18 protein-coding genes are annotated in these 21,651 nt (G+C 67.2%); 7 read left to right on the top strand and 11 right to left on the bottom strand.

Annotated elements, in window-relative coordinates; translation table 11 throughout:
* Positions 1-130 precede the first annotated feature (130 nt).
* A complete protein-coding gene (locus BIU82_RS14685; RefSeq protein ID WP_070350186.1) occupies positions 131-1,384 on the top strand; it encodes a twin-arginine translocation signal domain-containing protein in 1,254 nt (417 codons plus the stop codon).
* 6 nt (positions 1,385-1,390) lie between these two features.
* Here the strand turns inward: BIU82_RS14685 and rfbA are convergent, their stop codons facing one another.
* Positions 1,391-2,254, bottom strand: a complete 864-nt coding sequence (gene rfbA / locus BIU82_RS14680; RefSeq protein WP_070350185.1) for a glucose-1-phosphate thymidylyltransferase RfbA — start codon at positions 2,252-2,254, stop codon at positions 1,391-1,393.
* Positions 2,255-2,327: 73 nt separating this feature from the next.
* Between rfbA and rfbB the strand changes: the two genes are divergently transcribed.
* Together rfbB and BIU82_RS14670 are read left to right on the top strand one after the other, a co-directional pair.
* A complete protein-coding gene (gene rfbB / locus BIU82_RS14675; protein ID WP_070350422.1) occupies positions 2,328-3,347 on the top strand; it encodes a dTDP-glucose 4,6-dehydratase in 1,020 nt (339 codons plus the stop codon).
* A complete protein-coding gene (locus BIU82_RS14670; RefSeq protein ID WP_070350184.1) occupies positions 3,344-4,765 on the top strand; it encodes a bifunctional dTDP-4-dehydrorhamnose 3,5-epimerase family protein/NAD(P)-dependent oxidoreductase in 1,422 nt (473 codons plus the stop codon). Before rfbB ends, BIU82_RS14670 begins: the two co-directional genes overlap by 4 nt.
* On the opposite strand, the gene BIU82_RS14665 is transcribed toward BIU82_RS14670, so the two are convergent.
* On the bottom strand, positions 4,754-5,569 hold the full coding sequence (locus BIU82_RS14665; protein ID WP_070350183.1) for an alpha/beta hydrolase: 816 nt from the start codon (positions 5,567-5,569) through the stop codon (positions 4,754-4,756). The two genes, BIU82_RS14670 and BIU82_RS14665, sit on opposite strands and share 12 nt — an antisense overlap.
* An 84-nt stretch (positions 5,570-5,653) precedes the next feature.
* Here BIU82_RS14665 and BIU82_RS14660 point away from each other — a divergent pair, with 84 nt between their 5' ends.
* Positions 5,654-7,189 (top strand): HNH endonuclease signature motif containing protein, encoded by a 1,536-nt coding sequence (locus BIU82_RS14660; RefSeq protein WP_083292365.1) that lies wholly within the window; start codon positions 5,654-5,656, stop codon positions 7,187-7,189.
* Between the two features lie 218 nt (positions 7,190-7,407).
* Here the strand turns inward: BIU82_RS14660 and BIU82_RS14655 are convergent, their stop codons facing one another.
* Genes BIU82_RS14655 through paaA form a run of 6 tightly spaced genes read right to left on the bottom strand, consistent with a single transcriptional unit; the run spans position 7,408 to position 12,371 of the window.
* A complete protein-coding gene (locus BIU82_RS14655) occupies positions 7,408-8,187 on the bottom strand; it encodes an enoyl-CoA hydratase-related protein (RefSeq protein WP_070350182.1) in 780 nt (259 codons plus the stop codon).
* A 39-nt stretch (positions 8,188-8,226) separates the two neighbouring features.
* A complete protein-coding gene (paaE, locus tag BIU82_RS14650) occupies positions 8,227-9,432 on the bottom strand; it encodes a 1,2-phenylacetyl-CoA epoxidase subunit PaaE (RefSeq protein ID WP_070350181.1) in 1,206 nt (401 codons plus the stop codon).
* Between the two features lie 17 nt (positions 9,433-9,449).
* Positions 9,450-10,028: a 1,2-phenylacetyl-CoA epoxidase subunit PaaD gene (gene paaD, locus BIU82_RS14645; protein ID WP_070350180.1), complete on the bottom strand. Its 579-nt coding sequence runs from the start codon at positions 10,026-10,028 to the stop codon at positions 9,450-9,452.
* A complete protein-coding gene (paaC, locus tag BIU82_RS14640; RefSeq protein WP_070350179.1) occupies positions 10,025-10,963 on the bottom strand; it encodes a 1,2-phenylacetyl-CoA epoxidase subunit PaaC in 939 nt (312 codons plus the stop codon). The genes paaD and paaC overlap by 4 nt, the downstream gene beginning before the upstream one ends.
* Entirely contained in the window at positions 10,960-11,361 is a 402-nt protein-coding gene (gene paaB / locus BIU82_RS20200) for a 1,2-phenylacetyl-CoA epoxidase subunit PaaB (RefSeq protein ID WP_139146627.1), read from the bottom strand. The genes paaC and paaB overlap by 4 nt, the downstream gene beginning before the upstream one ends.
* Positions 11,358-12,371, bottom strand: a complete 1,014-nt coding sequence (gene paaA / locus BIU82_RS14630) for a 1,2-phenylacetyl-CoA epoxidase subunit PaaA (RefSeq protein WP_070350178.1) — start codon at positions 12,369-12,371, stop codon at positions 11,358-11,360. The genes paaB and paaA overlap by 4 nt, the downstream gene beginning before the upstream one ends.
* Positions 12,372-12,486: 115 nt before the next feature.
* Between paaA and BIU82_RS14625 the strand changes: the two genes are divergently transcribed.
* The 3 genes from BIU82_RS14625 (at position 12,487) to BIU82_RS14615 (ending at position 17,647) form a co-directional block, all read left to right on the top strand.
* Positions 12,487-14,184, top strand: coding sequence for an alkaline phosphatase D family protein (locus BIU82_RS14625; RefSeq protein WP_070350177.1), 1,698 nt, complete (start codon positions 12,487-12,489; stop codon positions 14,182-14,184).
* 68 nt (positions 14,185-14,252) lie between these two features.
* Positions 14,253-15,317, top strand: coding sequence for an LCP family protein (locus BIU82_RS14620; protein WP_070350176.1), 1,065 nt, complete (start codon positions 14,253-14,255; stop codon positions 15,315-15,317).
* A 110-nt stretch (positions 15,318-15,427) separates the two neighbouring features.
* Positions 15,428-17,647 (top strand): S9 family peptidase, encoded by a 2,220-nt coding sequence (locus BIU82_RS14615; RefSeq protein WP_070350175.1) that lies wholly within the window; start codon positions 15,428-15,430, stop codon positions 17,645-17,647.
* 82 nt (positions 17,648-17,729) lie between these two features.
* Here BIU82_RS14615 and BIU82_RS14610 read toward each other — a convergent pair whose 3' ends face one another.
* The 3 genes from BIU82_RS14610 to pta all read right to left on the bottom strand — a co-directional run bounded on the left by BIU82_RS14610 (position 17,730) and on the right by pta (position 21,600).
* Positions 17,730-18,281 (bottom strand): GNAT family protein, encoded by a 552-nt coding sequence (locus tag BIU82_RS14610; RefSeq protein ID WP_070350174.1) that lies wholly within the window; start codon positions 18,279-18,281, stop codon positions 17,730-17,732.
* Positions 18,282-18,377: 96 nt separating this feature from the next.
* Complete coding sequence (locus BIU82_RS14605; protein ID WP_070350173.1) at positions 18,378-19,526, bottom strand: acetate kinase; 1,149 nt, start codon at positions 19,524-19,526, stop codon at positions 18,378-18,380.
* 7 nt (positions 19,527-19,533) lie between these two features.
* Positions 19,534-21,600: a phosphate acetyltransferase gene (gene pta, locus BIU82_RS14600; protein ID WP_070350172.1), complete on the bottom strand. Its 2,067-nt coding sequence runs from the start codon at positions 21,598-21,600 to the stop codon at positions 19,534-19,536.
* Positions 21,601-21,651 lie beyond the last annotated feature (51 nt).

Genomic DNA, 21,651 nt, shown 5'->3' with positions numbered 1-21,651 from the left:
TTGTCATGTAGCGGCCGGTTAATTGGGACTGGAATCTTGTTTGGAAATTTTCCTGCCGGGACCGTGGTATTTTTATTTGTTCTGCTCCGCAAAGCCGTGGTATGCGCGGCTGCTCTTACTGAGGGGACCCATGCTCAAACGAAGGACATTCCTGGGCCTCGCTGCCGCAGGTGCAGCCGCAGCGGGAACGGCCTTGGTGGTGGTCCCGCGGCTGCAACCCGAGCCGGTGCCGCAAACTCCGGCCGCAACGCCCAAGGCCTTCGCGGGTTCGGTCCCCCTCGGCGAGCGCTATACCCCCATGTCCGCTTCGGTGTACGACTCCCGGAACTTCACCGCCCAAGGAGTGTCCATCCGGACGGCGGTACCGGAGTTCAAGCAGTCCGCCGCCGTGCTGTGGCAGGACCTGCCCGGCGTCGTCCGCCTGAACGGCGCCACCACCCTGACCAGCCTGGACAAGGACTTCTCCGGATCAAACCGGCTGGACGGTTCCCGGGTGCCCGCCGCCTACGACATCGAGTTCTGGCACGAAGGAACCCACCTTGCCCTCATGGTGGCCAGCTATCCCGGCGGCGACTGGCACGTCCATGTCGACGACCAGCCTGTCACCGAGGATCCCCAGCAGATCAAGGACCTTGGTCCCCGGTTCATCGACATTCCCTTCGCCCGGCGCGGCCGCCGCAAGATCCGTATCACCCTGGCCCTCTCCGACCTGGTGCAGTTGCTCCACGAAAAAGACGACGTGGTGGAACCGGCCGAAGAACGGTTCAACCTGGGTGTGCTTGGCGACTCCTGGGTCTACGGTTCCACCGGCTACATCGCCGGCGCCATTCCGCACTGGATCGCCGCGGCAACCGGCTTCGCCGTCTGGCGCAACGGACAAAGCGGTACCGGCTACGCCAACACGGTGGTTTCCGGCATGGGTTTCGGAAGTTACGGCTCGGAGGGCCGCATCAAGGCCCTCGCGGCGCAACCCTTGGACGCCCTGCTCATCTACGGCACCTTCAACGATGCCAACCACACCCCCGAAACGATCGGCACCGCAGCCAAGGCCTGCTACGCAGCCATCGCCAAACAGCTGCCGTCGCTGCCGCTGATCGTGGCCGGCGTCGAACCCTACCTGAATGGTGATCCGAACCTGGACGCCATCAACCAGGCCATCCGGGAAGCCGCGGACGCCGCTCCGAACGTTCGCGGATTCATCGACTGGCGCAACGGCGACGGCACAGGCGGCTGGATCACCGGCACCGGAACGGTAGCGACCCCGGCGGGTAACGGCACAGGCGACAAGTACATCTATTCCCGGGAGGATCCCCACCCGAACCTAGCTGCCAACAAGATGCTGGGCGCCCGCTTCGCCGAGGCCATGGCGGGCATCAAGGTCTGAACCTGCCTAGGCCTCAAGCAGCCCCAGCAGGTACCTTCCGTAGCCGCTCTTCATGAGTTCCTCTGCCCGGTGGCGCAATTCGTCGTCGGAAATATAGCCTTGGCGCCACGCGATTTCCTCCGGGGCACCGATCTTGAAACCCTGCCGGTTCTCCACGGTGCGCACAAAACTGGAGGCGTCGTTGAGGTCCGCGAAGGTCCCTGTGTCCAGCCAGGCTGTGCCGCGGGGCAGCACTTCCACGTGCAGCTTCCCCTGCTTGAGGTACGTGAGGTTGATGTCGGTGATCTCCAGTTCGCCGCGGTCCGAGGGACGCAGCCCCTTGGCGATGTCCACCACCTCGTTGTCGTAGAAGTACAGGCCGGGCACCGCGTAGTTGCTTTTCGGGATGGCCGGTTTCTCCTCGAGCGAGACCGCCTGGCCGTCGCCGTCGAACTCGATCACGCCGTATGCCCCCGCGTTCTGCACCCAATACGCAAAGACCGCGCCGCCGTCGACCTCGGTAAAACGCGAAAGCTGCTGGCCCATGCCGGGGCCGTAGAAGATGTTGTCCCCCAGCACCAGCGCCACGGCGTCGCCGCCGATGTGCTGCTCCCCCAGGATGAACGCCTGGGCCAGGCCGTCCGGGGAGGGCTGCTCCACGTAGCTGAGGTTGATGCCGAACTGGGAGCCGTCGCCCAGGAGCTGCCGGAACTGCCAGGCATCGCGCGGGGTGGTGATCACCAGGATGTCCCGGATGCCGGCGAGCATCAGGGTGGACAGCGGGTAGTAGATCATGGGCTTGTCGTAGACCGGAACCAGCTGTTTGCTGATCCCGAGCGTGATCGGATGGAGCCTTGAACCCGTTCCGCCGGCCAGGATGATCCCGCGCATACGGCAAATGATGGCCTCCCGGCATGCCTTCCGCAAGGACTCCTGCTTCCCGAAAGGACTACAGTATGGATCCATGGAGAAGATCCTCGTCACGGGCGGGGCCGGATTCATCGGGTCCAACTTTGTCCGTTACGCCTTGGCGAACACGGCGTACAGGATCACGGTCCTGGATGCGCTCACCTATGCGGGCCATCTGGAATCGCTCGCCGGGCTGCCGCCGGAGCGGTTCAGCTTCGTACGGGGAAACATCGCCGACGCCGGACTGGTGGACGGGCTGGTGGCCGCGGCTGACGCTGTGGTCCATTTCGCTGCGGAATCCCATAACGACAATTCCCTCCACGAGCCACGCCCCTTCCTGGACACCAACGTGACGGGAACCTTCACGCTGATCGAGGCCGCCCGACGGCATGGGACCCGCTTCCACCACATCTCCACGGACGAGGTCTACGGCGACCTTCCGCTCGGCGATCCCGCACGCTTCACGGAAACCACGCCGTACAACCCCTCCAGCCCGTACTCTTCCACCAAGGCGGCGTCCGACCTGCTGGTCCGGGCCTGGGTGCGTTCCTTCGGGCTGCGCGCCACCATCAGCAACTGCTCCAATAACTACGGTCCGTACCAGCACGTGGAAAAGTTCATTCCCCGCCAGATCACCAACATCCTGGACGGCGTGCGGCCCAAGCTTTACGGCATGGGGCAGAACGTGCGCGACTGGATCCACGTGGACGACCACTCCTCCGCCGTGCTGGCCATCCTGGAAAACGGCCGGATCGGCGAAACCTACCTGATCGGCGCTGACGGCGAACGGTCCAACAAGGAGATCGTGGAGCTCATCCTCGAACGCATGGGCCAGGACCCCTCCGCTTACGACCATGTTCCCGACCGGCCCGGCCACGACCTCCGCTACGCCATCGACTCCGGAAAGCTGCGCGCGGAACTGGGCTGGGCGCCGTCGTACTCCGACTTCGGCGCGGGGCTGGACGCCACGATCGACTGGTACCGGAACAACCAGGACTGGTGGCGTCCGCAGAAGGCCGCGGCGGAAGCCCGCTACCGCGAGCAGGGCGCCGGTCGCGAGCAGGGCCGGCAGTGAACGCTCTTGCCGTGCAGGTGACGCCCATTCCCGGGCTCCTGCTGGTGCGCCTCCCGGTCCACGGCGACAACCGCGGCTGGTTCAAGGAGAACTGGCAGCGCCGGGCCATGGCGGAGCTGGGCCTGCCGGATTTCGGGCCGGTACAGAACAATGTCTCCTTCAACGCGACGGCCGGCACCACGCGCGGCATCCACGCCGAGCCGTGGGACAAGTTCGTTTCTGTCGCGGCAGGGCGGGCCTTCGGGGCATGGGTGGATCTGCGCGAAGGGCCCGGATTCGGCAGACTCTTCACCACCGAACTGGACCCCGGCACCGCGGTGTTCGTGCCCAGGGGCGTGGGCAACGCCTTCCAGACCTTGGCGGACAACACCGTCTACTCCTACCTCGTCAACGAGCACTGGTCTGCCTCGGCGAAATACACCTTCCTGAACTTGGCCGACGAGACCGTCGCCGTTCCGTGGCCCATCCCCTTGGAGCGGGCGGAGCTGTCTGAGAAGGACCGCGGGCACCCGCGCCTGGCGGAGGTGGTTCCGGTCCCGCCGCGGCGGATCCTGGTGCTCGGCGCCGACGGCCAGCTGGGCAGGGCCCTCCGCGAGGAGTACGACGGCGATTCCGGCCTTGGGCCCGGCAGCTTTGAGTCAGGCAGGGTTGAGTTCGCCGGGCGGGACAGCTTTGACCTCGCCTCCCCGGAAGCCCTCGCCTCCCGTGACTGGAACGATTACGAGGCCATCATCAACGCCGCGGCCTTCACCGCCGTGGACGACGCCGAAACCCCCGAGGGCCGACGTGCGGCCTGGGAGATCAACACCGCAGCCATCGTGCGGTTGGCGCGGACCGCCGTCGAACACCGGCTGCTGCTGGTGCACGTCTCCAGCGACTACGTGTTCGACGGCTCCGTGCCCTGGCACCGTGATGATGAGCCGTGGGCTCCCCTCAGCGTGTACGGGCAGTCGAAGGCGGCCGGCGAGGCCGCCGTCGCGGTGGTTCCGCGGCACTATCTGGTGCGCAGCAGCTGGGTGGTGGGCGAGGGCCGGAACTTCGTCCGCACCATGGCATCGCTCGCCGCCAAGGGCGCCCGCCCGGCCGTGGTCAATGACCAGTTCGGCCGGCTGACCTTCGCGCAGGATCTCGCCGCGGGAATCCGCCACCTGATCGATTCGAAGGCCCCGTACGGCAGCTACAACCTCTCGAACAGCGGGCCGGTACAGAGCTGGGCGGAAATCGCGGCCGAGGTGTATGAGCTATGCGGCCGGGCGCGGAGCGACGTCACGGGAGTGTCGAGCGCCGAATACTTCCGGGACAAGCACGGCGCTCCGCGTCCCTCCAACAGCGCCCTTGACCTCAGCAGGATCGAGTCCGCCGGTTTCTTCCCGCCACCGGCGTCCGAGCGGCTGCGGGAGTATGTTTCACGCCTCTGAACTTTCCGGCGTCAGGCCGAGGAACTCCGCTACATCGGCGGCCACCCGTTCCGGGCATTCCCACAGCACCAGATGGCCCGTACCCTCATAGACCTTCAACTGCGCTTCCGGGATGCGGGCGGCCAGGGTTTCCTGGTGCCGGCGCGGGAGCAGGGCGTCGTGGGCACCCCAGAGGATGAGCGTGGGTGCGGTGATGGGGCCCTGTTCCGTGGGCGGGGTTGCCTCGCACAGTCCGTTCAGGATTCCCTTCCACGCGCGGGCGGGCATCGCCACGCCGTCCTGCACGCGGTCCTCGATGTACCAGGCGGGCACGGTGTGCAGCAGCTGGAACCAGGACAAGGAATCCCGAACCCACCCCTCCTCCACAGGGTCTTCCAAGCGCTCGACCTCGTCCGCGAAAGCCGGCCGGGCCTGCAGGCTCAGGGGCGCGCCCACCAGTACCAGTGAGGCCACCAGCTCCGGATGGTCGACGGCCAGCTGCTGGGCCAGGTAACCTCCGCTGGAGGAACCCAGCACACACGCCCGCGCGACGCCGAGAGCCTCAAGGAGCGCGGCGGCGTCGTCGGCCATTTGCGCGAGCGAATACCCGCCGTCGGGTTTGTCCGCACCGCCCTGCCCGCGCAGGTCCGGCGCGATCACCGCGCACGACGGCGGCAGGAGCGGGAGCAGGCGGTCGAACGTCCGGCGGGACTCACCCCAGGGGTGCAGCAGCAGGAGCGGCGGGACGGTGACGGGGGCCTTCCTGAGGAGGTACGGCACGGTGATCCCGGTCCGCAGCCGGACGGAACGCACTTCGGGTTCCATGGCCTCACGGTACTCCGGCGGCGGCTGGGAGTAGAGGGGTGGGCCGGAAGCTATTTTGTCGGTGGGTGGTGGCAGAGTCGGGTTATGGAGACAATCGCGCAGTTGGAGCAGTGGAGGGACCGGTACCGGGTCCCGGTTTCTGCTGCGCTGGAAACGCTGCTGGATGATGCGCGTTCGCTGGCGGACACTGCTTTCGACGACGTCCGCGGGCTTGGTCTGGATGATGCCGCGTTGTTCGCCTCCCGGGTCGAGGAGCTCTCCCGGACGGTTGAGTACCTGCAGCTCGTCGCCGCCGGGCGCCTGGACCGGATCAGGAACAACGACGACGGCGCCGGCAGCGCCGGGCGCGGATGGGTGACGGGATGGACCAGCAAGGACACCCACGACGGCGGCGCCAGCGGGCGGGCAGCGGCGCCACCTGGTGGGTCCGGGTCAGCCCGCGAAGCCGGGCCTGCGCGCCGGGAACCGCGGCGGGCGGCGTTTGCGGGCGAGTTCCGTTCCACCACCGAGTACCTGCGCGTGCTGCTGCGCATCAGCGCCGGCGAAGCCAGGCGACGCCTCGCCCTCACCGAAACACTCCTCCCCCGCACCGGACTCACCGGAGAACAGATCGAACCCGTGCATCCGGCCCTGGCCACCACGGTGGCCTCCGGGACCGTCAGTACCCGCGCCGCGACCATCATCACCCTCACCCTGGACAAAATCCCACGTTCCGTCCCCACGGAAACCGTCACCCGGGTCGAAACGGCTTTGACTGCCGCCGCGGTGGATCACGACCCCGACTTCCTCAGCCGCCTCGCCAGACGCTGGCTCGACGGCCTGGACCCCGACGGCACCGAACCGTCAGAAGAAGACCTCCGCCGTTTCCAGGGCGCGTTCATCCGCAAACCCAAAAACGGCCTCAACCACCTCGAAATCTTCGCCACCCAAGAGCAATACGAGAGCCTGCTCACCGTGATGAATGCCGCCACCAACCCACGCCTCACCCCCGAAGGCGGCACCGAAAACGACACCGCAAGGCCCAATCCGGAGTTAGACCGGCGCTCCCGCCCGCAAAAACTCCTCGACGGCCTCATCGGAGCCTGCCAAACCGCCCTCGCGTGTGGCAGCATCCCCCACAACGGAGGCCTCCGCCCCCAGCTCATGGCCACCATCGACTACCAACAACTCTTCGAAAAAGTCACCGGCACCGGAAACAACAGCACCGGCACGTTCACCTTCACCGGCCCCGTCCCCGCCGCCACGCTCCGCAAACTCGCCTGCGACGCCGACATCACCCCCGTCGTCCTCGGCAGCGAAGGACAAATCCTGGACATCGGCCGAACGTCCCGGATCTTCCCGCCCCATATCCGCAAAGCCATCGCCACCCGCGACCAAGGCTGCGCCTTCCCCGGCTGCACCATGCCCGCACCCTGGTGCGAAGCCCACCACATCACCTACTGGTCACACGGCGGACCCACCAGCACGGACAACGGCACCCTCCTCTGCAGCTACCACCACCACACCATCCACAAAGAACACTGGAAAATCACCATCAAAACCGGCATCCCCTGGTTCACCCCACCACCCCACATCGACCCCCAACAAAAACCCCGCAGAAACCACTACTTCCGCTGCTGAGGGCGGGCCATGCAGGGATGCCTTGCGGCGAATCCGAACTGCGCATGGTGGAAGGATGCCGGTGCGGAACTGGCGGCAGGCGTTGCGGTGGCTTCGTTGTGGGCTCGCGCGCCCCGCCTCCGAATGGTTCCGATGGACCGGGACACTCAGGCCTGTGCGGGGAGAACCATCAATGTCCTGCTGACACCATCACCGTCCAGCTGCCAGAGGGCCCCGCCTCAGCCCTTGAAAACAGGCGCCCGCTTCTCCTGGAAGGCGCGGAAACCTTCGGCGTAATCGTCGGTCTTGCACAGCCGGGCCTGCTCGGAATTTTCCTCGGCCATGGATGCCCACAGCCCCAGCCGTTGGTCGCGGATGTGGGCCACGAGTTCCTTGGACGCAACGAAAGCCCCCGTGGCCCCGGTGGCCACGCGCTCCACGATCTCGCGGGTAGTTGAAAGCAGGGACTCCTCCGGCATCGCCCGGCTGAACAGGCCCTGGGCCACGGCCTCGGAACCGCTCATGAGTTCGGCGGTGTAGATCAGGTCCAGGGTGCGGTGCATGCCCAGGCGCTCGGTGAAGTACCAGTGCCCACCGGAATCCAGGGTGGCGCCAAGCTTGGCGAAAGGCGAACCGAACTTGGCATTCTCCGCCACGTACACCACGTCCGTGGCCAGCAGCAGCCCCAGACCGACGCCAAGGCAGGCACCGTGTGCCGCAGCGAAGGTCGGTGCCGGGAAGGCCGCCATCTTCTTCAGCAGGGGCTCCACCAAGCCGCCGAGGTAGGCCTGGGCATCGTCGCTTTCCGGCGTCACGCCCGCAATATCGCGCCCGGCGCAGAAGGCACGGCCCTCTCCGCGCAGGAGCAGCGCCCGCACCTCGCCGCGCCCGGCGGCGGCAGCGGCGTCGTCGTACGCTTTGTCCAGTTCGGCGAGCGCTTCCTCGTTGAGGGAGTTCAGCTTCTGCGGTGCGTTCAGGACGATTTCGGCGATCCCGCCGGCGATGGACAGCTCGATCATGCGTGCTCCTGGGCTACTCGGAAGACTCTGGGAAGGGGTTTAGACGTCGAAGTCGAGGGTGACGGACTCGGAGGTCGGGTGTGCCTGGCAGGTGAGAACGTAGCCCTTGTCCAGTTCATCCTGCTCCAGGGCGTAGTTTTCGTCCATCGTGACGGTGCCGCTGACCACCTTGGCCCGGCAGGTGCCGCAGACGCCGCCGGCGCAGGCAAACGGCACATCCGGGCGGACCCGCAGCGCGGCGTTGAGGATGGATTCGCGGGCGTGGGTGGGGCTGGTGACGTCGCCCTGCAGCCCGTCCAGCTTGAAGGTGATCTTGTAGGTGTCCTGGGACTCGTCCTCCACAACGGGACGGCCGGCGTGGCCTTCGGGACGGTCCGGGCGGCCGGTGGTGAACAGTTCGAAGCGCACGTTCTCCGGCTTCACTCCGCGCTCGGCGAGGGTGTCGCGGCACAGCTGCACCAGTTCGAACGGCCCGCACAGGAACCATTCGTCCACGTCCTCGGAGTGGATGGCGGAGGACAGCAGGGCCTGCAGCTTCTCGGCGTCGATGCGGCCGGTCATGAGCGGCGCGATCCGCTGCTCACGGGAGAGCACGTGGTGCAGGGCCAGCCGGGACGGGTACTTGTCCTTCAGGTCCGCCAGTTCCTCCAGGAACATGACGTCCATGGCGGCCTTGTTGGCGTAGATGAGGTCGAAGCGGGTGTCCGGGTTGGCGGCCAGCAGTGTCCGCGCGATCGCGATCACCGGGGTGATGCCGGAACCGGCCGCGATGGCCACGAAGGAACCCGCTTCCCCGGCGAGCTGCTCCGGGTGGTTCATGGAGTTCATGACGTTGTGCTGCACGGTGGAGCCGTCCTTGCCGTGCTTGGAGATGAACGCGCCCTGCGGGCTCATGACGTCCAGGGTGTCCCCGGCCTGCAGTTCGGCGTTGGCCCAGGTGGAGAAGATGCCGCCCAGGTCCTTCTTGATGGCCACCCGGATCTCGCTGCTGCCGTCCTCGAAGCTGCGCGGCTCTGCGCAGATCGAGTAGCTGCGGCGGACCTCGTGCGGCTCGCCGGACTCATCCGGGAGCGTGGTCCGCAGGGCCACGTACTGGCCGGGCAGGTAGTCGTATTGGCCCGCCAGCTCCGCCGGGACGGTGAAGGTGACTTCGATGGCATCCTCCGTGAGGCGCCGCACCTCGGCGACCGTGAGGCTGTGGAAGGAGGCGCGACGGCGGCTGGCCGTGGGGGTTTCGGTGGTCATCTGGCTACCTTTTTCCTTTACAGCACTTTGAAGTAGTCGAACGGTTCCTTGCAGTCCTGGCAGACGTACAGGGCCTTGCAGGAGGTGGAGCCGAAGCGGGTCAGTTCCTTGGTATTCAGCGAGGAGCACTGCGGGCATTTCACCGCGAGGCTCAGCCGGACGGGCCCGGAATGCCCGCCCGCCCGGGAATGGCCCGACGGCGGCGCGATGCCGTATTCCTGCAGCTTCGCCTTTCCGGATTCGCTCATCCAGTCCGTGGTCCAGGCCGGCGCCAGCACCAGGTTCACGCGGACGTCCGCGTAGCCGGCCTTCGCGAAGGCGGCCTTGAGGTCGTCGCTGATGGCGTCCATCGCCGGGCAGCCAGAGTAAGTGGGCGTGATGGTGACCTCGACGGCGGGACGGGACCCGCCGTCGTCGGGAGCGCCGCTGTCGGAAACACCGCCGTCCAGAACGCGCACCGCGCGCAGGATCCCGAGGTCCTCGATGGTGAGCACCGGGATTTCCGGGTCGCACACCGTGGCGGCGAGCTCCCAGGCTTGCTGCTCGACGGCGGTGCGCCCGGCGGGTGCGGCAGCGGCGGTTTCCACGCTGGTCACCAGCTTGCTCCGGGGTGTTCGCGGGCCAGCACCTGCATTTCGGCGAGGAGGTAGCCGAGGTGTTCAGAGTGCTTGCCCCGACGGCCGCCGCCCAGGGACTGCGGGATGCGGTCCAGGCCGAGGTCGTTGACGGCGTCGAGTCCGGCTTCGGCCAGCACCTCGCCGGTGAGCCGGTCGAAGTCCTCGCGCAGGGTGGAGGGCTGCACCCCGGCTCCTGCTTCGGCGAGGCGCGCGGTGAGCTCGTCGTCCTCGAAGAGTTCTTCGACGTAGGGCCAGAGCAGTTTGAAACCCCGGATGATGCGGCGGCGGGATTCCTCGGTGCCGCCGGCCAGGCGCAGCACCCACTGGGCGCTGTGGTCGCGGTGGTAGTCCACTTCCTTCAGGGCCTTGGCGGAGATGGCGGCGATGGTGGCATCGGTGGAGTCCAGCAGGCGCTTGTAGAGCTCGAACTGGTAGTAGCTCACGATGAACTGCCGGGCAATCGTCACGGCGAAGTCCCCATTGGGCTGCTCGAACAGGTGCGCCGAACGGAATTCGGGTTCACGGCGGAAGTAGGCAAGATCGTCTTCGCTCTTGTCCCAGTGCGCGCCGGCATACGTCAGGAAGGAACGGGCATGGCCCAGCTGGTCCAGGGCAATATTGCCCAGGGCGATGTCTTCTTCAAGCTCGGGCGCACGGGAAATCCAGTGGCCCAGGCGCTGTGCCAGGATCAGGGCGTCGTCGCCCAGGCGCAGCGCGTACTCGGCCACATCCCCGGAGGGTTTGGCGGTGCCGCGACGGACCTCGAGGGCGATGTCCTCCGGGCGGAGGGCGTTGCCGGGCGTGATGCGGGTGGCGCTGGCCGAACCGTCGCCGGAGGCTCCGGCACCGCTGACGCCCACGGAAATGTCGCCGTGGCCTTCGATCGCGAAGTCTGTTGTGTGTTCGCTTGTCACAGGTGCTTCACGCCTTCGCTCTTGGTGTAGTACGTGGCATGGCGGTAGTCCTTGCCCTGCGGGGATTCGAAGAAGGAGCCCTTGGAATCGGGGTCGCTGGAGGAGATCGCCTCGGCCGGCACCACCCAGATGGAGACGCCTTCGTTCCGGCGGGTGTAGAGGTCGCGGGCATTGCGAAGTGCCATGGTGGCGTCCGGCGCGTGCAGGGATCCTGCGTGCACGTGGGACAGGCCGCGGCTGGAGCGGACGAACACTTCCCAGAGGGACCAGGGGGTTTCAGCCGGGGTCCCGGTGGTTGAGCTGTCGGTGGTTGAGCTTGTCGAAACCCCGGTCTCGACAGGCTCGACCACCGGCGAGACAGGCTCGACCACCGGCGAGGTTGGGGTTTCGTTGCTCATGCTGCGTGCTCCTTCTGTGCTTGCTTGGCGGCGTAGGCAGCGGCGGCTTCGCGGACCCAGGCACCGTCTTCGTGTGCCTGGCGGCGGCGTTCCATGCGCTGCGCATTGCAGGGGCCCTTGCCGGCAAGGACATCCTTGAATTCGTTCCAGTCCAGCGGGCCGTGTTCCCACTTCTTCGTTTCTTCGTTGAAGCGGATGTCCGGGTCAGGAAGGGTAAGGCCAAGGACCTTGACCTGTTCGACCATCATGCCGACGAAGCGGCTGCGGAGTTCATCGTTGCTGAAGCGCTTGATGTTCCAGGCCATGGACTGCTTGGAGTTGGGGGAGTCGTCATCCGGCGGGCCGAACATCATCAGGGCCGGGGCGTACCAGCGGTTCACGGCATCCTGGGCCATCTGCTTCTGGGCGGGGGTTCCATTGGACAGTTCAAGCAGGATTTCGAAGCCCTGGCGCTGGTGGAAGGACTCTTCCTTGCAGATGCGCACCATGGCGCGTCCGTAGGGTCCGTAGGAGGCCCGGCAGAGGGGGACCTGGTTGCAGATCGCGGCACCGTCCACCAGCCAGCCGATGGCGCCCATGTCCGCCCACGAGACCGCCGGGTAGTTGAAGATCGAGGAGTATCGGGCTTTGCCGTCGATCAGGTCCTGCATCATCTTGTCGCGGCTCTGGCCCAGGGTTTCGGCGGCGGAGTAGAGGTAGAGCCCGTGGCCGGCTTCGTCCTGCACCTTGGCCATGAGGATGGCCTTGCGCTTCAGGCTCGGCGCGCGGGTGATCCAGTTGGCTTCGGGCTGCATGCCGATGATCTCCGAATGCGCGTGCTGGGATACCTGGCGCAGCAGGGTCCTGCGGTAGGCCTCCGGCATCCAGTCGCGGGGTTCGATGCGCGAGTCCTCGGCGATGATGCGGTCAAAGTACGCCTGGCCGGCGCGCTCCCGTTCCTGCTCTTCAGGGGACAGCGCGGTTTCTCCCGAGGGTGATCCGGGCACAGACTGCAGCTTCTGCGATGCCATGGTTGCTCCTATATATTTACCGACCGTTCGTTCAGAATATGCGGAAGGCCCGCGCACCGTCAAGCATTAACCCCGGACTCACTCCCCGTTAATCGGCACCCGCCAGAGTGGCCACATGACTGATTTCCCGCGCCGCACGCTGCTCAAGAGCTCCCTGGCCGCCCTCACCGTCGCAGGCGGAACCGCAGCGGCGGGCGCCGCTGCCGCGCAGGCCGCACCGTCCGCAGTCGCACCTTCCTCCATTGCGCCCTCCTCCATTGCGCTGCTCCGCAAGCGCCTCACGCTTCCCAGCGGCATCGCCAGCGGGGACGTCACCTCGTCCTCGGCCGTACTGTGGTCCCGCGCCTCCGGCCAGGGCCGGATCACCGCCGTCCTGCACGCCGTGGACGACGCCGGCAACATCCTGCGCGGGCGCCACGCCTTCCGGCGCGTGCTGCGCGGGCAGTGGGCCACCGAGGCCAGCGACTTCACCGCCAAGATCCACGCCGACCGCCTGCCGGCCGGCACCCGCTTCGCCTACACCCTCGGCTTCGAGGACGACGGCGGCGCCCTCAGCGAAACGCAACAGGGCACCTTCCGCACGGCCCCCGGAACCGCACCGGGCAACGGAACCACTGGCCGCCATGGCGGCAACGCGCCGTCGTCGGCCCCGCAAAGCTTCGTCTGGACCGGCGACACCGCCGGCCAGGGCTGGGGAATCAACGAAGAGATCGGCGGCATGCGCGGCTACCGGGCCATGCACGAAACCCGCCCGGACTTCTTCATCCACTCCGGCGACACCATCTACGCGGACGGCCCCATCGCCGCCACCGTCACGGAAAAGGACGGGCAGATCTGGCGGAACATCGTCACGGAGGAAGTCTCCAAAGTGGCCGAAACCCTCAAGGAATTCCGCGGCCGGCACCGCTACAACTCCATGGACGCCAACATGCGCGCCATGTTCGCCGACGTCCCGGTGTTCGCCCAGTGGGATGACCACGAAACCCACAACAACTGGTACCCCGGGCAGATCATCGACGACGCCCGCTACACCGAGCGGAACGTCAACGTGCTGGCCGCGCGCGGCCGGCAGGCGTGGCAGGAAAACATGCCGATCGCGGACAGTGCCGCCCTGTGGCGCCCGGGAACGTTCGACGACGGCGGCAGCTACCAGCCCGCGCGCATCTACCGGAAGATTTCCCGCGGCCCGCAGCTGGACGTCTTCTGCCTGGACATGCGCACCTTCAAGTCGCCCAACACGGACGGCAAGGAACCCTACGCCACCAGCCTCCTGGGCCAGGAGCAGGTGGACTGGCTGATCCGCGAAGTCCGCACATCCAAGGCCACCTGGAAGGTCATCGCGGCCGACCTGCCCTTGGGAATCATCGTTCCGGACGGGCCGGTGAACCAGGAAAGCCTGGCCAACCGGGAGGACGGCGCCCCGCTGGGCCGCGAGCTGGAGCTCGCCGCCGTACTCAGCGCCTTCAAGCGGCACGGCGTGAGGAACACCGTGTGGCTGACCGCCGATGTGCACTACTGCGCCGCGCACCACTACTCCCCCGAGCGCGCAGCCTTCACCGACTTCGATCCCTTCTGGGAATTCGTGGCCGGTCCCATTAACGCCGGCTCCTTCGGCCCGAACGCCATGGACGCCACCTTCGGCCCGGAGGTGGTCTTCTCCAAGGCCGGCCGTTTCGCCAACGAATCCCCGCGCGACGGCGAAAACCAGTACTTCGGCCACGTGGAACTCGGCACGGACGGCACCTTCAACGTCAGCCTGCGCAACACCAACGGTGCGGTGCTCTACCGGAAGACCCTGACGCCGGAGCGCTGATCCACCGTTCCCGAATTGCAATTGTGGGACACGTCACTTTCGCCGGGTGCCGGTGGTAGTTTCCGGTTATGGAGAAATGGTTCAGCGCCGAGTTCCTGAAAACCTTCCTGCACGGCCGCCGGGCCATCGTCGCCGCAGTGGCTGCGATGCTGGTCCTCGGGACGGTGACCACCGGAATCCTCGTGAGCGTGAACCGGCCGGCCCCGCCTGCTGCCGCGCCGTCGTCGGCCCCTGTTGACAACAGCATCACCGCCACGGCCGGTCCGCTCCTCAAAGCGGAGCGGCCGGAAGCGCCGCTCGCACTGCCCGGGCTCCCGGCGGGTCCGGTCAATGTCCTGGTGATCGGCAGCGACATCCGCGGCAACGCCAAGGAAGCCACCAAACAGGCGGCCAAAAGCGGCAGCCGGGTGGACCACCGGGCGGACACACTCATGCTGATGCACATCCCGGCGGACCGGAAGAAGGTCTACGGCATCTCGATCATGCGCGACCTCTGGGTGGACATTCCCGGCTACGGCGGCTCCAAGATCAACGCGAGCCTGGAGATCGGCGGCACGGCACTCGTGGCCAGGACCATCGGCAACCTCCTGCACACCCGCATCCACCACACCGTGATGGTGGACTTCGACAACTTCCGCGCCATCGTGGACGGCCTGGGCGGCATCGAGGTCAACGTGTCCGCACCGTTCACCTCCACGCACGACAGCCGGCATTCCTTCCGCCAAGGAGTGAACCGGCTCAACGGCCAGCAGGCCCTGGAATTCGTCCGCGAGCGCTACGCCTTCTCCGACGGCGACTACCAGCGGGTGCGCAACCAGCAGGAGTTCATCCGCGCGGTGATGTCCAAGATGCAGAGTTCCGGGGTCCTCAAGGACGCCGGCAAGACCCTCGCTTTCGCCACGAAGGTGGCACCGCGGCTGATCATGGACAACGGCCTGGGCGTCATGAAGCTGGCGGGCCTGGCGTACGCGCTGCGGGACATCGATGCGCGCTCGGCCTCCTTCATGACGCTCCCGACGGCGGGCACCGGCGTTTCGGGCGACGGACAGTCGATCGTGCTGCCGGACTACAACGGGATCGCCCAGGTGGCCGACGCCCTCGCCAAGGACCGCCTGGGCCAGCTTCCCAAGTAGCCGCGTCCCCAAGGAGCCGCGTCCCGCGGTAGCTGGCTTCCCCAAGGAGCTGGCTTCCCCCGTAGCGAACGCCCCGCTGCATTGCCGGTGGCGCTCTATATATTGAGTCCATGACCCAGACTCCGCTGCAGCACACCACGGCCGTGCCACCTGTCGCCCGCAAGGTCCCGTTCACCCGGGAACACCACGGGGACGTCTTCGTGGACAACTACGAGTGGCTGCGGGAGAAGGAATCCCCGGAGGTCGTGGAGCACCTGAAGGCGGAAAACGCCTACCAGGAAGACGTCACCGCGCACCAGGAACCGCTGCGCGAGGCCATCTTCCAGGAGATCAAGGGCCGCACCCAGGAAACCGACCTGTCCGTACCCGCCCGCAAGGACGGCTGGTGGTACTACACCCGTTCCGTCGAAGGCAAGGAGTACGGCATCCAGTGCCGCGTCCGCGCCCAGGATTCCGGAGACCCCGTAACGGACTGGACGCCGCCCGCCGTTGAACCCGGGGTGGAGCTCCCCGGCGAGGAGATCCTGCTGGACGGCAACGCGGAAGCCGAAGGCAAGCCGTTCTTCTCGGTGGGCGGCACCGCCGTGACCATCGACGGCAACCTCTACGCCTACGCCGTGGACAACGCCGGCGACGAACGCTTCACCGTGCGCTTCAAGGACCTGCTCACCGGGGAGCTGCTGCCGGACGTGATCGAGGGCGCCTTCTACGGCCTGGCTTTCTCGCCCGACGGCACACGGCTGTTCTACACCGTGGTGGATGATTCATGGCGGCCCTACCAGGTGAAGTCCCACGTGCTGGGGACTCCGGTGGAGCAGGACGAGGTCCTGTACCAGGAGGACGACGTCGCCATGTGGCTGGGCTTCGAGCTCTCCTCGGACCGCCGCCACCTGGTGCTCAGCATCGGTTGCTCCGAGTTCAGCGAAACCCGCCTGCTGCGCTTCGATGATTACGACGCCGGCCTGTCCACCGTGATTTCCCGCGACGAGCACCTGCTCTACGAGGCCGAACCGTTCCTCCTGCAGGATGCTTCCGGCACCCCGCGCGAAACCATCCTGCTCACCCACAACAAGGACGCCATCAACTCGATGGTCTCCCTGGTGGACCCGGCCGAGCTCGCCAAGCCGCTGGCTGAGCAAAACTGGCGCACCGTCGTCGCGCATTCGGACGAGGTGCGCGTCAACGGCGCCGGCCTCACCGCCACGCACCTGGTGGTCTCGGTCCGCAAGGACACCATCGAGCGCGTCCAGGTGATTCCGCTGGCCGGGCTCGGCACACCGCAGCAGGCAGCGGCGGTGGAACCGGCCTTCGACGAGGAGCTCTACACCGCGGGCGTTTCCGGCTCGGACTACGAAGCACCCGTGATCCGCATGGGCTACACCTCCTACTTCACGCCGTCCCGCGTGTACGACTTCGTGCTGCCCACCGCGGAGCAGCCGCAGGGCGAGCTGCTGCTGCGCAAGGAAAGCCCGGTGCTGGGCGGCTACTCCCCCGCGGATTATGTCGCCACCCGCGAATGGGCCACCGCCGACGACGGCACGCGGATTCCGCTCTCCGTGCTGCGGCACGCTTCGGTACAGCAGGATTCGACCGCGGCAGGGCTGGTGTACGGCTACGGCTCCTACGAAGTCAGCATGGACCCCGGCTTCGGCGTGGCACGGTTGTCCCTGCTGGACCGCGGCATCGTCATGGTCATCGCGCACATCCGCGGCGGCGGCGAGCTCGGCCGGCACTGGTACGAGGACGGCAAGAAGCTCAGCAAAAAGAACACCTTCACGGACTTCGTAGCGGCCACGGACTGGCTGGCTTCCTCGGGCTGGGTGGCGCCAGGCCGGATCGCGGCCATGGGCGGCTCCGCCGGTGGCCTGCTGATGGGCGCCGTGGCCAACCTGGCACCGGAAAAGTACGCCGCCGTCGTGGCCCAGGTGCCGTTCGTGGACGCGCTGACCACCATCCTGGACCCGGAGCTTCCGCTGTCCGCCCTGGAATGGGAGGAGTGGGGCAACCCCATCACGGATCCCGAGGCCTACGCGTACATGAAGTCCTACACCCCGTACGAGAACATCCGGGCCGTGGCCTACCCGAAGATCGCGGCCGTGACCTCCTTCAATGACACCCGCGTGCTCTACGTGGAGCCGGCCAAGTGGGTGCAGGCGCTCCGCGAAACCACCACGGGTTCCGAGCCGATCATCATGAAGATCGAGATGGACGGCGGCCACGGCGGCGCGTCCGGCCGCTACGTGCAGTGGCGCGAGCGGGCCTGGGACTACGCCTTCGTGGCCGACTCCGTGGGCGCCACGGAACTGCTCCCGGGCGCCGGCCTCCAATAGCCCTGCCCACAGCAACGCGGGGTCAGTTACGGCCCATCCGGGTGCCGGACATGGGCCGTAACTGACCCCGCGTTGTGGACTTTCAGCGACGGCGCCATTCGGAATCGAGCATGGCGTAGATGAGCGCCGTGGACCATTGGCCCTTGTAGTGCCAGTGGTCCACCAGCGTGGCCTCCAACCGCATGCCCAAGCGTTCGCAGATGCCGGCCGAGCCCGTGTTGAGGGCATCCAGCTTGGCGTCGATGCGGTGAAACATCAGGGTTTCGAAGCCCAGTTTCAGCACCGTTTCGGCTGCTTCGGTGGCGTAGCCGTGCCCGCGGCCTTCCGGTGCCATGATCCAGCCGATTTCAGCCTGTCCGGTGCCGGGCAGCCACTTCAGGACCACTTCGCCGATCAGTCCGGGCCGGTCCGCGCGTTCGATGGCCAGGCACACCCAGTCCCCTTCCTGTTCGAAGGCGAAGTTGGCGTAGCGGCCCAGTGCTTCCATGGCCTGGGTGAGGCTCAGTTCGGGCCGCAGCAGGAACCGCGCGGTGGCCGGCAGGGACTGGTAGGCATGGAAACGTTCCAGGTCCCCGGCCTCGAAGCGGCGCAACACCAGCCGTTCGGTGCGGAGGGGCAGATCGATGCGTGGCATGCTCGACAGGCTACCCGGCCCAGGCAAACAACAACGCGGGGTCAGTTACGGCCCATCCGGGTGCCGGACATGGGCCGTAACTGACCCCGCGTCGCATCAGCGGGCGTTGACTACGGCGGCGGTCGCCTCCGCGATCGCCCGTTCCTCGTCGGTGGGGACCACCAGCACGGGGATCTTCGAACCCGGCGTGGAGATCACCCGCGGTTCCTTGGAGCGCACGAGGTTCGCGTCGGCGTCGAGCTCCACGCCGAGGGCGCCGAGGCGCTCGGCGACGCGGGACCGGAACTGCCAGGAGTTCTCCCCTATGCCGGCGGTGAAGACCAGGGCCTTCGCCCCGCCCACGGCCACATGGTAGGCACCCACGTACTTCGCCAGTCGGTAAGCGGTGACATCCAGCGCGACGGCGGCACGGGCGTCGCCTGCCTCGGCGGCCTCCACCACGGTGCGCATGTCGTTCGAACCGGCCAGGGCCTTCAGCCCGGACTCCCGGTTCAGCAGTTCGTCGATCTCGTCCGCGCTGTGGCCCTGGCGGGCCAGGAACACCAGGATCGAGGGGTCCAGGTCGCCGGAGCGGGTACCCATGACGAGGCCTTCCAGCGGGGTGAAGCCCATGGAGGTGTCCACGCTGCGGCCGGCCTGGATGGCGGTGGCGGAGGCGCCGTTGCCGAGGTGGAGGATGACGCCGTCGAACGCGTCGTCGGACAGGCCAAGCAGCCCGGCCGCTTTGGAAGAAACGTACTGGTGCGAGGTTCCGTGGAAGCCGTAGCGCCGGATGCCGTGGCGCGTGTACAGCCACTCGGGCACGGCGTAGCGCCAGGCGTGCTCCGGCAGCGTGCGATGGAACGCGGTGTCGAACACGGCCACCTGCGGCATCTCCGGCCACTTCTCCGCAATCGCCCGGATGCCCAGCACATTGGCCGGGTTGTGGAGCGGTGCCAGGGGGTTCAGCCGTTCAATGGCACGGGTGATCTCGTTGTCCACCAGCACCGGCTCGGCGAAGCGTTCGCCGCCGTGCACCACGCGGTGGCCCACGGCGTCGATCGCGCGGTCGCCCAGCACGGCATGCAGTGCGGCATCCACCTGTTCCAGCGCCGCGGCATGGTCGGCGACCTCCGGGGCGCCGCCGTCGGGAGCCGGCATGCCGATGCGTTCCACCAGGCCCTCGGTGAGGACGGCGCCGGCGGCCACATCGCGGAGCTGGTACTTCAGCGAGGACGAACCTGAGTTGATAACGAGGACAAGCATGGAGCTCCTATCCCTGGGCCTGGACGGCGGTGATGGCTACGGTGTTGACGATGTCCTCCACGGTGCAGCCGCGGGAGAGATCGTTGACGGGCTTGCGGAGGCCCTGCAGGACGGGCCCGACGGCGACAGCACCCGAGGACTGCTGGACCGCCTTGTACGTGTTGTTGCCGGTGTTCAGGTCCGGGAAGATGAACACGGTCGCCTGCCCGGCCACGTTCGAGCCGGGCAGCTTGGACGCCGCGATGGAGGCGTCGACGGCGGCGTCGTACTGGATGGGGCCTTCGACGGCGAGCTCGGGGCGACGTTCCCGGACCAGTTCAGTGGCACGGCGCACCTTGTCCACGGACTGCCCGGAACCGGAGCCGCCCGTGGAGTAGCTGAGCATCGCGACCCGCGGGTCCACGCCGAACTGTGCCGCGGTCTCGGCGGAAGCCAGGGCGATATCGGCCAGGTGCTGCTCGTTCGGATCAGGGTTGACGGCGCAGTCGCCGTAGACGAGCACGTGGTCCGCCATGAGCATGAGGAACACCGAGGACACAATGGCCACGCCGGGCTTCGTCTTGACGAATTCGAGGGCCGGGCGGATGGTGTGGGCCGTGGTGTGCGCCGCCCCGGACACCATGCCGTCCTGGTAGCCGAGCTGGACCATCATGGTGCCGAAGTAGCTGACGTCCAGCATGGTTTCGAGCGCCCGGGCCAGGTCCACGCCCTTGTGGGCGCGCAGGCGTGCGTATTCCTCGGCGAATTCCTGCCGCAGCGGGCTGGTGGCGGGGTCCACGATGGTGATGCCGTCCAGGGAGATGCCGTTGGCGGCGGCGAGTTCGCGGACCTGGGTTTCGTTGCCCAGCACGGTCAACCCGCAGACGTCCCGGCGGTGCAGGATCTCGGCCGCCCGCAGGATCCGGATGTCGTTGCCTTCCGGCAGCACAATGTTCTGCCGTTCAGCGCGCGCACGGGCGATGAGCTCGTGGAGGAAACGAAGCGGCGTGGTGGTGGCCGGGCGGGGCAGGTCCAGCCGGCTGAGGAGTTCGGCGTCGTCGACGTACCGGGCCCAGGCGCCGAGCGCGGAGGCCACCTTGCGCCGGTGTCCGCTCCAGATTTCGCTGCGGACCTCGGCGACGGCGCGCGCTGCGTGGTAGGTGTCTTCCGGATACGCGAAGACGGGGAACGGCGCCTGCGCCAGGAGCGGCAGGATGTGGGGATCGGGCGTGATGCCGCCCGTGAGGACCATTCCGGACGGCACCGGAAACTCGGGTGACAGCGTTGAGGCGAGCGCGCCGACCATGACGTCGGCCCGGTCGCCGGGGACGATCACGAGGTCGCCGTCGGCCAGGAGCCCGATGAAGTTTGCCACGTTCATTGCGGCGACCTTCACGCCGCGGACCTCGCGCTCCATGTCCGCGCCACCGGCAAGCTGGCGCAGGCCCAGGGCACCGGAAATCTCGCCCGTAGTGGGCCGCGATACTTCGGGGAGTTCGGGGAGGACGTAGACCGGCCCGCGGGCTCCGGGGCGGATGGCAGCCGCAACGGCTTCCCGGTCTTCCGCAGTCGCACGGTTGACGATGACGGCGAGCAGGTCGCCGTGCGCTGCGGCGATCTCGCGCCGGGCAACGTCGACGGCGCCCGCGACTTCTTCGGGCGTACGATGACCGGCGCCGAGGACTGCGACGACGGGACAGCCGAGGTCGTTGGCGAGGCTGATGTTGAGTTCGAATTCCACCGCGGAGTCGTAGCCGGCCACATCCGTGCCTTCGACGATGACCACGTCGCAGTGCGCGGCGATGTCAGTGAAGGCTTCGACGCAGCGGGAGCGGACTTCCTCGCGCTCTCCGTTGGCCAGGAGCCGACGGACTTCCGCCATGGTCAGGCCGCCGCGGCACACTGACTCATCGAGCCCGAACCGGGTGCGGATGAGCGTGACCATCGGGTCCTGTGCAGGGTCGCCGCCTTGGACAACGGGGCGGAAGAAGCCGATCCGGCCTGTCCTTGCATGCAATGCCTCGGCAAGACCCAAAGCAACAAGCGATTTGCCGGAACCGGGTGTGGTGGCGCTGACGTAAATACCTCGGACCATCAGAACTCCTGGAGGTGAAGGGAGGGAAGCCTTGTCCATTCTCGCAGTTGC

It is taken from the genome of Arthrobacter sp. SW1, assembly GCF_001766675.1.
Taxonomy (GTDB): domain Bacteria; phylum Actinomycetota; class Actinomycetes; order Actinomycetales; family Micrococcaceae; genus Arthrobacter.
The sequence above is the reverse complement of the archived record's forward strand: the minus strand, read 5'-3'. Positions and strand labels throughout refer to the sequence as shown.